This window comes from Pseudomonas sp. NFPP28 (assembly GCF_900115535.1).
Classification (GTDB): domain Bacteria; phylum Pseudomonadota; class Gammaproteobacteria; order Pseudomonadales; family Pseudomonadaceae; genus Aquipseudomonas; species Aquipseudomonas extremorientalis.
Window position 1 is genome coordinate 1 of the sequence record NZ_FOWT01000015.1, and the last position, 12,054, is coordinate 12,054.

The following is a 12,054-nucleotide window of genomic DNA, read 5'->3' on the forward strand; positions in this document are numbered from 1 at the left end:
TCGGTGGTCGCCGGTGAACACGAACCTTTACTGAACGGCAAGCGTGTATGGTTCCGCGACTTGAGCCTGATGAACCACCGCCTCACGGGCGTTGTGGTGTTTCTCTTCAGTACGTCCCAGATCCGCGATGAGAGCGAGTTGCTGCTGTACATCCCCAACGAGCCGCAGTCGCCGCTCAAGCGCTATTCCCTGGGGGAACTCGCGCCGCTGTTCAAGCAACGCTTCACCACCCCGGACACCCCGCCCGCCGAGCGCGAAGGCCCCACCGCTTATCAGCGGTTCTTCAGCCAGTTCGTCAACTACGCCGACCGCGCGGACTATTTCAGCCAGTTCACCGAGAACGCCCCAGAGACCACCTTCGCCCAGGAGCTGGCCCCCTTTGCGCCTCTGCTGGATCAGTTGCGCGGAGGATTCGACCCCTTTTACGTCTTCAATAAAATCAACAACCCGCCACCGCCCTCCACGCCCAGGCAGGTGCCCAACCAAGACCCCTTCCTGAACCCGATCGTCACGCCGCCGGTGCACACCGGCCTTTTCTGGCCGGACGACTTCGACCTGTGGAACTACCTCTACGAGCAACACCGCGCCAAGCTGTATGCCGACGCCCGCGCCCACGCCGTGCCCACCGCAGACGTGGATGCCAGGGTGCGCTCGCGCAAACTGGCGGCGCTGCTCAATATCGGCATGCTGCTGTTGACCGGCGTGTCGATGTTCGTACCCGGGCTGGGCGAGGTCATGATGGGGGTGATGGCCAGCCAACTGCTGTATGAAGCCTTCGAAGGCGTGGTGGAGTGGGAGGAAGGCGATCGCAAGGCAGCCAAGGCCCACTGGTTGGATGTGGTACAGAACGTGGTGCTGCTGGCCGCCATGGTGGGCGCAGGCAAAGGCCTGGCCAAACTGACGGCGGTACCGGCCGAACCGGTGGTCGAGGGGTTGCAACCCGTCACCCTGCCCAATGGAAAAACCCGCTTGTGGAAACCCGACCTGAAACCCTATGAAACGCCGGTCAAGCTGCCAGCCGATGCCCGGCCCGATGCGCATGGCCTGTACACACACGAAGGGCAGACGTACCTGACGCTGGAGGACCGGCAGTATCAGGTAACCAAAGACCCGGACACCGCCGCGTATCGCATCCAGCACCCGTCCCGACCCGAGGCCTACTCACCCGAGCTGACCCACAACCACGAAGGCGCCTGGCTCCACGAGGGCGAAAACCCGCAGGCCTGGGACGACGCTACCGCACTCAGGCGCCTGGGCCATACCACCGAAGGCCTGGAGACTGAACAGTTGCTCAAGGCACAAGAGGCCAGCGGCGTTTCCGCCAACGCCTTGCGCGAAGCCCACTTTAATGGCGAAGCCCCCCCCCTGCTGCTGGCCGATTCGTTGCAGCGCTTTAAACTCAACCAGGACGTCAGCGCATTCATCCAGCAACTCAAAAGCGCCGACCCCGCCGTCTACAGCCAGGCTGACCTGGGCCTGCAACTGGACCTGATGAAGCGTCGCGGCCTGCTGTCCAGCACCCCGCCGCTACGGGTTGTGGATCCCCAGGGCAAAGTCCTGTGGGAGGATATACCCCATCCTTCATCGCCGTTCAGGCGTGCGGTTTATCTCACGGAGCAACATTTGGCCCGTGGCGAGGGATTGCGTGAGGTGCTGTACACGCTGCAGGACACCGACCCACAGCTGCTCGACATCCCGGGCCAGCCCCAGGACACGCTCGACACTCGGGCCACCGGGCTGCGCCAGGCATTGGGTGAATTCGTCGAGAGCATCAAGCCGTCGTATCTGGAAGAGCGCTATCAGACACTCACAGCCAGCAACGATCCCGACATACAGCGCGTACAGCAGGCTTTCCCCAAACTGCCGACGCGCATCGCGGGGCAATTGCTCAAAGAGCTGAGTACCGAGGACGTGACCACGTTACGCGACACCGGGCGCCTGCCGGATACGGTGGCTGGACTGGCACGCTGGGCCGAGCAGGAAACCCGCGTGTCTCGGGCCTATGAAAACTTGCACCTGAATACGCCGTCCGAGCTCGACAGCCAACGCCTGGTCCTGCGCACCCTGGAGACCTTGCCGGGCTGGCAACGGGGCACCCGCGTGGAGTTACGCCTGCACTCACCCGACGGCCCATTGCTCGACGCGATCGGCGAGGCCGGCAGCACGCCAGGCAAGGCGTTGGTCCAACTGGAAAACGGGCAATTCAAAGGGCCGGATTCGACGGATATGTACCAGGCCATACTGGACACACTGTCAGCCGGTGAACGTCAGGACCTGAAGCTGTTCGACGCCCACCAACTGCGCGATGCCATCGCGGCCAAGCCCTTGCCCCGCGACACCTTGCGCACCCTGCTGTTGGAGCATCCGGTGCGCAAACCCACTTACGACGCCACCCTGCGCTTGCTGGGGGGCGGGCGCGGCTACGACATGCTCAGGGCGCAGTTCAACAGCCCGGCACAGCGGGTGCGCAGGCTTTACCCGTCTTTCAGCGATGCAGAAGTCACCGCCTTCATCGAGTCACTGGGCAGCGATACAAGCCGCCAGCTGGCCCTGAGGGAAGCCGAGTACAGCCAGCTCAAAGCCGACTTGAAGCAGTGGGTCAAAACCAACATCCCACGTGTGGCTTCCAGCGACTATGAACGAACGGGCGGGTACAGCGCGGTGGTTGCCAAGGATATCAAGCGCTGCTGGCGCCGTGAGACAGGCACCTCGCTGAAAATCGTCAGCGGCATGCCCCTGGACCTGCCCGCGCTGACGGCAGACTTCAGCCATGTCACCGAGCTTGAACTGTTAACCCGACGCTGGTCGAGCAATGCTCAAACCTTTCTGGGCAACTTCACCCAACTCAAAAAGCTGAGGCTGGAAAACTGCGACCTCAAAGCACTGCCCGAAGGGCTCGAGGCAATGCCCCGCCTCACCCATCTGGAGCTGAATGCGAACAATCTGGTGCTGACCCCGCAAAGCGCCGCCCGTCTGAGCGCTTTGCGACAGTTGGAAACCCTCGATCTTTCGGGGAACCGCCTGGGTACGTGCCCGGATTTCAGCTTCATGTACAGCCTCAGACGACTGAATCTGTCCTTTACCGGGCTTGATCAATGGCCGGTGGGCCTACGGGACAAAACCAGCCTGACCTCTCTCGACCTGAGCCACAACCAGCTTCGCGAAGTTCCCGCGGTACTGCTCGAGCCGCCGCCCGAGCAATTGGAGGCCATCGCCAAGATCAACAGCGTCACCTTGCTCGACGACAACCCGCTTCCCGACGCCTATCGCGAACGCTTCGACGCCTACTGGAGGCGCCTGAGCCAACAACGTCCGGACCTGATCAGGAACACTGACGCCTTCGATATGCGCAACCCGCTGCTTGAACGTGCGCGCACGCTGTACCCGAACCGCAGCCGCCTGGAGAACCGGCGGTTTATCTGGGGGCTGGGGAACGGCGCCGAAGCAGAGTTGCTACGCCTTGAGCAAGAATTCCAGGGGCTCAATAGGCAACTCGATACCTGGGCCTCAGCAGGCGGCAACCTGAACAGCCGCACCGGCAGCGGGTATGTGCGCACCCATCAGCGTTTGTTGAATGCCCTGGCTCAAGATGATCGCTACCTGGCCAAGGAACGCATCGTCCAATGCTGGCGCAAGGAAACGCCGATGCAACATGCTCACGATGGCACCCCCATCGGCCTGGAACTGGACCTCAGCGGCCTGAACCTGCAGAGCCTGCCGGAACTGGATGCGGACTTCAGCCACGTTGGCTCGCTCAAATTGACCAACATGCAGTTGAGCACCAGCCCCGAGCAGTTCCTGCTGCGCCATCGCGGGGTGCGCTGGCTGGACCTGTCGCAAAACCAATTGCGCGAGCTGCCGACAGCCCTTGATGAGATGAACGGGCTGACCCGTCTGTTTTTGCACGAAAACCAGATTCAGCTCACTACGCAAACTGCGCAAGTGCTGGCCCAACGTACAACACTCAGGCTGTTGAGCCTGGGCAACAACCCCTTGCGCATCGCTCCGGATTTCAGCGCTATTACCGACTTACGGGTGCTGGTAATGCAGAATTGCCAACTGGAGAGTTTCCCTGGCGGGCTCGGCGCACAACCGTTACTGACAAAGGTCGAGTTGGCGAGCAACCGCATCACCAGCCTTCCCGACTCGCTCATCAACCCTACGGATGAACAACTGGCGCAGTCCGTCCGGCTCACCCGGGTGACCGGCCTCAGTAACAACCCGCTGACCGAGGCGGTGCGCCAACAGGTGGATGTCTACCAGACGCGGCTTGAGCTGGCGGGCCACAGCTCGCTTGCACAGCCCAACCGGATGGTTACCTCAATAGTGGAACAGAGGCTGCCACTGATGGTGCAAGTTCCCGACCTGGTACAGGCAAAACGCTGGGTAAGGGACCTGTCCCAACAGGAACTAGCGAAACGCCACAACCAATGGTGGCAACTGCGAGAGCTACCCCACAGTGACGGTTTCTTCGCGATGCTCAATGGCCTGGAGGAACTGCCCGAAGGCCATGCAGACTTGCAGGCCCGAGTCTGGGCGGTGATCGACGCCATGACGCAAAACACTGCCGAATCCGAAGCGCTGCGGGCACAGGTATTTGAATGGGCGGGCCGGCCCACCTGCTGTGACCGCGCCGGGTTGTCGTTCAGCAACGTGGAGGTCATGACCATGGTGCACAACGCCAAGTTGATGGCCGGCGATGTGAATCAGGGGGCTACCCTGATCAAGCTGTCCAGGGGGTTGTTCCGCCTCGACGAAGTGGAAAAAGCCGCGCTGAACGATATCGCCCGGCGTACCCAAGCAATCAATGACAACCCCGCCTTGTCGGCCGAGGAGAAAACCCTACAGATCAACCGGCTGGAAGAAGTTGAAATCCGCCTGGCCTACCGTTTTGGGCTCAAGGACGCCGACCAGCTCGACTTGCCGGGCCAACCACAGACGGCGCGATACACCGGCGGCAAAGTTAAACCAGAGGTCTTGCAAGACACCCGCGACAAAATTCTCGCACTGAACAATTCACCGGCTGAATTCCAGGCGTTGGTCGCCAGGGATTTCTGGCAGGAGTACCTGACTCAGAAATACCAGGCGCAGTTCGAAGCGCAGAGCCAGCCGTTCCATCAAAGCCTGGGGGCCTTGTACGACCAGCGCAGCGAGGGGCGGTTGACCGAGAAGGTCTACGACCAACAGGCCAAGGACTTGCAAGCCCAGCTTGCCATCCAGGAAGCCAACCTGATCGAGACCCTGACACGCACAGAGTTGCGAGCCAATCCGATCACCTGACCGCCCGGTGCCAGGGCTGCACGCTCTGGCATCGCTTGACCTATCTACCCCGGCAAACGCCAACAGGCATGGTCTGCTGCGCACTTCATCATTGCAGGAGTGCACCCATGCCCATTTTATCCACGGCGGATCAGACACCGCCCCCCGTGTCAGACAGCCAGCACCACGCCTTGCTCGAAAACGCTGTACCCGATTGGCTGAAAAAGGCCACCGCGTCACAAAGGGATGCGCTCAAAACCGCCTCCACGGAATTGCCCGATTGGTATCAGCGCGCCCCGGCGGCCCGACGCAGCGCCTTTGAAACCAGCATCGCCAGCCAATTCGCCGCACAGAGCCAATTGGACACTACCTTGTCCAGGCTGCAAGACCTCGACACTTTCGCCCGGCCCCTGTTGGTCAACGCCTTGAAAGATCGGTTCAACGTCGAACTGGATGTCGACAAGACCTTCATCCGGCTACGAAAAACCGTGTCTATCAGCGAGTACTACATTCCCGCCGGTTGGTTCGAAGCACTCAAGCTGCCGCTGCTGCAAGCGGCTTTGCACAACTTCGAAGCGTCGGAATGTGAAGCCGGCGCGTTTCATTCGTCTTCGGGGTTCGTGGTCCTGGCGGCGAGCGGCGACTGCTATAACCCCATCACCACGACCTTGACCGTGGAGCAATTCACCGGGCTGTGTCGTTCGCTGGATATCGGCGCGAAATACCAGGCTTACCTCAAGGGTTTCCTGGAGCCCGATAACGCGGTGGCGCAGGCCGTCCTGCAGGAACGCTTCACTGCCGCGCACAAGTGCGCCCTGCGCGCGGCGGCTGAGCAGGCCCTCTTGAAAAATGACATCACCGAGGCCGACTACCGCATGGTCTTGTCGGTGATCGCCGGAGAAAAGGAGCCGGTGCTCAACGGCAAGCGCATCTGGTTGCGCGACCTGAGCCTGGCACAACATCGACTCACCGGTGTGGTGGTGTTCCTGGTCAGTGGCGAACTTCATAACGGGAGCGAGTTGCTGCTGTACGTTCCCGGCGATCCGCAGGCCCCGCTCAAGCGCTATACCCTGGGCCAGCTAAAGCCCCTGTTCAAGCAACGGTTCACCACCCCTGACACACCGCCGTCAGCGCAGGATGGGCCAACCGTCTACCAGCGCTTCTTCAGCCAGTTCGTCGACTATGCGGAGCGCGCGGACTATTTCAGCCAGTTCACCCAGAACGCCCCGGACACCACCATCCTCCAGGACCTCGCGCCCTATCAGGCCCTGATCGATCAAATACGCCGGGGGATCGACCCGTTCTACATGTTCAGCACGGTCCACCCAATGCCACCGCCTGCGCCGCCCCGGCAAGTGCCCAATCCGGACCCTTACCTGGACCCGGTGATTACGTCGCCGGCACACGGTGGATGGTTCTGGGGTGAGAACCTCGACCTGTGGACCTACCTCTACGAACAATATCGCGCCAGACTCTACGCCGACGCCCGCGCACACGCGGTGCCCACCGCCGACGTGGACGCAGGCGTACGCTCACGCAAGCTGGCCCAGCTGCTCAATATCGGCATGCTGCTGTTTACAGGCGTGTCAATGTTCATACCGGCACTGGGGGAAGCCATGATGGCGGTGATGAGTACCCAGCTGTTGCTGGACACCTTCGAAGGGGTCAGGGAATGGTCGGAAGGTGATCGCAAAGCGGCCAAGGCACACCTGATTGATGTGGCGCAAAACCTGGTGATGCTGGCGGCCATGGTGGGGGCGGGAAGAGGCTTTGCCAAATTGATCCCGGTGCCTGCCGAGCCGGTCGTCGAAGCGACGTTGCCGGTGATGTCCACCGATGGCAAGACCCGCCTGTGGAAACCCGACCTGGCCCCTTACCGGGCGGGGGTCAATCTGGCACCGGATGCCCAACCGGATGCACAGGGGCTGTACCGCCACGAGGGGCAAACGATTCTGCCGCTGGAAGGCCACCCCTACCGGGTAACGCATGACGCGCAAAACGCCGAATACCGCATTGCGCACCCCACACGCCCAGAGGCGTACTCACCCAGGCTCACGCAAAACCACGAAGGAGCATGGCGTCACGAGGGCGAGCATCCCCTGGACTGGGACGACACTACGGCGCTCAGGCGCCTGGGCCATACCACCGCGCCGCTGGACACCGAGCAATTGCTCAACGCCCAACACGCCAGTGGCGTCACCGCCGATGCCTTGCGCGAAACCCATATGAACAGCGACACCACGCCGCTGCTGCTGGCCGATTCGTTGCAGCGCTTCAAAATCCACCAGCAGGTCAGTACATTCATCCAGCAGCTCAAAAGCACTGACCCCTTCGTGTTTCCCAAGGCTGACCTGGGGGCTCAACTGGACCTGATGAAGCGTCGCGGCCTGCTGTCCAGCCCCCCGCCGCTGCGGGTGATCGACACCGAGGGTCGCGTGCTCTGGGATGACGCGCCCTCACTGCCGTCCCAGCGCAGGCGCATAGTCCGGCTCACGGAGCAGCAGTTGGAGCGCGGCGAAGGCTTGCGCGAGGTGCTGGGTACCCTGCAAGGCACCGACCCCGACCTGGTCGACATACCAGGCTCGCCCCAGGACACTCTGCCCATGCGGGCCGCCAAGCTGCGCCGGCAACTGGGTGAGTTTGTCGAATCGATCAAGCCCTCGTATGTGCAGGAACGTTACCGCCAACTGACGGCCAGCACCGACGCCGATGTGCAGCGTGTGCAGGACGCCTTTCCCACCTTGCCGACGCGCATCGCCGAGCAACTGCTCAGCGAACTCAGTGCCCAGCAATTAGAGGCCTTTCGCGCCAGCGCGCGCCTGCCGGACACGCTCGCCGAGCTGGCGCAGTGGGCCGAACAGGAAACCCGGGTATCCCGGGCCTATGAAAACCTGCACCTGAACACACCGTTCGACCTCGATAGCCAGCGCCTGGCCCTGCGCACCCTGGAAACCCTGCCAGGCTGGCGCCGCGGGACCCGCGTGGAGTTGCGCCAGCGTATGCCTGGGGATGCCGAGGACCTGTTGCTCGATGCCATCGGCGAGGTGGACAGCACGCCGGTTAAAACCCTGGTGCAGCTCAGTGACGGGCAGTTCGAAGGCAACCCTTCCACGGATGTGTACGACGCCATTGTCAACGCGTTGTCACCCGGCGAGCGTATCGACATGAAGCTGGCCGACGCCGCGCAATTGCGCGCCGCCATCCAGTCCCAGCCCTTGCCCCGCGAAGCGTTGCGTGCATTGTTGCTGGAACACCCGGTGCGTAAACCTGCCTACGACCCCACGATGCGCCTGCTCGGTGGAGGGCGCGGCTTCGAGAAACTCAAGGCCCGGCTCAGCAGCTCAGCCCAGCGGGTACGCAAGCTCTATCCGTCTTTCAGCGACGCGCAAGTCGACACCTTCATTGAGTCAATGGGCAGTGATGTACGGTCAAAACTGACCCGGCGCGAAGCCGAATACCGCCAGCTCGAAGACGACCTGAACACCTGGGTCGAGGCCAACAAGCCGCGTACGGCGGGCTCCCAGTTCGACCGCGCCGGCGGCTATGCCGGCACGGTCGCCAGGGACATCAAGCGTTGCTGGCGCCGGGAGTCCGGCACTGCGCTTAAATTCATCAGCGGCATGCCGTTGGACCTGCCCGCGCTCACGGCAGATTTCAGCCATGTGACCGAACTGGAACTGCACACCCGTCAATGGAGCGCCAACGCTCAAACCTTCTTGAACAATTTCACCCAGGTTGAAAAGCTGAGCCTGGTCAATTGCGAACTCACGACAATCCCCGAAGGGCTTGATCGGATGCCCCGGCTGACCCAGTTGCGCCTGAGCCAGAACAAGATCGTCCTGACCCCGGACAGCGCCGCGCAACTCAGCGCGCTGCACCCGTTGGAAAGCCTGGAGCTCTCGGGAAACCGCCTGGGTCGCACTCCGGACGTCAGCGCCATGCACGGGTTGAAAAGACTGGACCTGTCCTATACCGGAATCGAGCAGTGGCCGACCGGCCTGCAGGACAAAACCGGCCTGGAATTTCTCAACCTGCGCGGCAACCGCCTGCGCGAAGTGCCCGACCTGTATCTCGACCCACCTCCCGAACAGTTGGAGGCGATTGCCGGGATCAACAATGTCACCTTCCTGAAAGGCAACCCGCTCCCCGACACCTACCGTTCGCGTTTCGACGCTTACTGGCGGCGCCTGGGAGATCAGCGTCCGGATTTGATCAAGACCCATGATGTTTTTGACATCAGCAACCCGCCGCTTGAACGCGCGCGTGCGTTGTACCCGAATCGCAACGCGCTGGAGACCCGGCAGTTTATCTGGGGCCTGGGGGAAGGCCTGGAAGCAGAGTTGCAACGCCTGGAACGGGAGTTCGCCCAGCTCAACACGCAGCTCAATACCTGGGCTTCCGCTGGCGGCAATGTCAACAACCGCACCGGCACCGGTTACGTTCGCACCGAGCAGCGTGCGCTGAATGCTCTGGGTCGAGATGATCGTTACCTCGCCAAGAATCGGATCATCGCCTGTTGGCGCAAGGAAACGCCGGCCAAACTGGCCTTCGATGGCACCCCCATCGGCCTGGAACTGGACCTCAGCGGCCTCAACCTGCAGAGCCTGCCGGAGCTGGATGCGGACTTCAGCCACGTCGGCTCGCTCAAATTGAACAACATGCAGTTGAGCACCAGCCCCGAGCAATTCCTGCTGCGTCATCGCGGGGTACGCTGGCTGGATATATCGCAGAACCAACTGCGCGAGCTGCCGGCGGCGCTCAATGAGATGAACGGGTTGACACGCTTGTGGCTGCACGGCAACCAGATCCAGCTCAGCGCGCACACCGCTCAGGTGCTGGCCCAGCGGTCAACGCTTCGCCTGTTGACCCTGGCCTACAACCCCTTGCGCGTCGCTCCGGACTTCAGTGCCATCACCGACATGCGTACGTTGAACATGCGCAATTGCGAACTTGAGAGCTTCCCGACCGGGCTTGGTGCACAACCGTCGCTGGTACAGATCAATCTGGCGGGCAACCGCATCTCCAGCCTCCCCGAGGCCCTCATCAATCCACCTGACGAACAACTGGCGCAGTCCTCCAGGCTCACTCACCTCATCGAGTTCACGGGCAACCCGCTGACCGAGGCGGCGCGAGAGCAGCTGAACCACTACCGGGCGCGGCTTGAACAGGCGGGCCTGAGCTCGGTCGACCACCCCGACAACCTGGTCTCCTCGGCACTGCGGCTCTTGCCGCCGCCACGCCCCCAAGCCATCGATCAGGCGCAGGCGCGGCGCTGGATGCAAGCAATGTCCCCCACGCAGATCAGCACCCGCATGGCCCAGTGGGAGCAACTGCGCGCACAGCCAGGCAGTGACGGCTTCTTCGCCATGCTCAAGGACATGCGAGAGGCCACCGCCGGCCATGCAGACCTGCAAGCCCGGGTGTGGGCGGTGATCGATGCCATCACGCCAAACACCGTGGAATCCGCGGCGCTGCGCGAGCAGATGTTCGAGTGGGCCGGACGTCCGACCTGCTGCGACCGCGCCGGGCTGTCGTTCAGTAACGTGGAGGTCATGACCATGGTGCACAACGCCAAGGCACTGGCCAGCGATGTGAGTCAGGGCGCCGCGTTGATCAAACTGTCCAGGGGGTTGTTCCGCCTCGATGAGGTGGAAAAGGCCGCGCTCCAGGACATCGCCCGGCGCACCCAGGCGATCAATGACAACCCCGCTTTGTCGGCGGTCGAAAAAGCTCAGCGGATCGCCCTGCTCGAAGAGGTCGAGATCAGGCTGGCCTATCGCTTTGAGCTCAAGGACCCGGACCAGCTGGATTTGCCGGGACAACCGCAGACAGCGATCTTTACCCGCGGTAGGGTCAGCGCAGAGGCCCTGAAAAAGACCCGCGAGGACATCCTCAAGCTGAACGATTCGCCGGCCGAGTTCCAGGCCCTGGTCTCCCGGGATTTCTGGCAGGAGTACCTGACCCACAAGTACCGGGCTCGGTTCGAAGCGCAGAGCGAACCTTTCCACACCAGCCTGGAGGCCCTGCACCGCCAACACGCCGAGGGCCGGTTGTCCCAGGCCAACTACGAGCACCAGGCAAAGGACCTGCAGGCCCAACTGGCGATCGAGGAAGCCAGCCTGATGGAGACCCTGACACGCACAGAGTTGCAAGCCAACCCCGTCACCTGACTCACCGGGCGCCGGGGTTCGCACCCTGGCGCTGTTTTATCTACCCCAGGCGCCGCCCACTGACGTGATCTGCTGTCTGCTCCCACTACCTCAGGAGAGACCGCATGACGGTTCAACCTTCGCCCGTCGAAGCCACTACCCCCGTGTCGAAAAGCGTGCACGATACGTTCCTCAAGAATGCCGTGCCCGATTGGCTGAAAAAAGCCACGCCGCAACAGTTAGATGCACTCAAGACCGCGCCCGACGCAATGCCAGACTGGTACCAGCACGCCTCTGCGGCGCAACGCCAGTCGCTTATGGACTGCATCACCGCCGGCTTCACGGCCCAGAGCACGCTGGACAACGCCATGTCCCAGTTGCAGGACATCGACACCTTCGCCCGGCCGTTGTTGGTCAAGGCCCTCAAGGATCAGTTCAAGGTCGAGCTGGACGTCGACAAAACCTATATCCGCCTGAGAAAGAGCGTGACGATGGGTGTCTTCAACGTCACCGCCGGCTGGTTCGAGGCGCTCAAGCTGCCACTGCTGCAAGCCGCCCTGCACAATTTCGAAGCCGCGGAATGCGAAGCCGGTGCCTTTCATGCCTCCTCGGGGTTCGTGGTCCAGGCGGCGACTGGAACCGGCTT

3 protein-coding genes are annotated in these 12,054 nt (G+C 62.3%); all 3 read left to right on the forward strand.

Annotated features, from left to right (window positions below; all coding sequences use genetic code 11):
• Positions 1-5,280: NEL-type E3 ubiquitin ligase domain-containing protein (locus BM110_RS29070; RefSeq protein WP_093514674.1), on the forward strand; the 5,280-nt coding region annotated here is incomplete at its 5' end.
• A 107-nt stretch (positions 5,281-5,387) separates the two neighbouring features.
• Positions 5,388-11,429, forward strand: a complete 6,042-nt coding sequence (locus BM110_RS29075; protein ID WP_175538876.1) for a dermonecrotic toxin domain-containing protein — start codon at positions 5,388-5,390, stop codon at positions 11,427-11,429.
• Positions 11,430-11,533: 104 nt separating this feature from the next.
• Positions 11,534-12,054, forward strand: a 521-nt coding sequence (locus BM110_RS29080; protein WP_139220356.1) for a dermonecrotic toxin domain-containing protein, incomplete at its 3' end; no start/stop codon positions are given.

Excerpts from the sequence above, each read along its gene's own strand:
- BM110_RS29075 (WP_175538876.1), top strand. The coding sequence starts at position 5,388 with ATGCCCATTTTATCCACGGCGGATCAGACACCGCCCCCCGTGTCAGAC.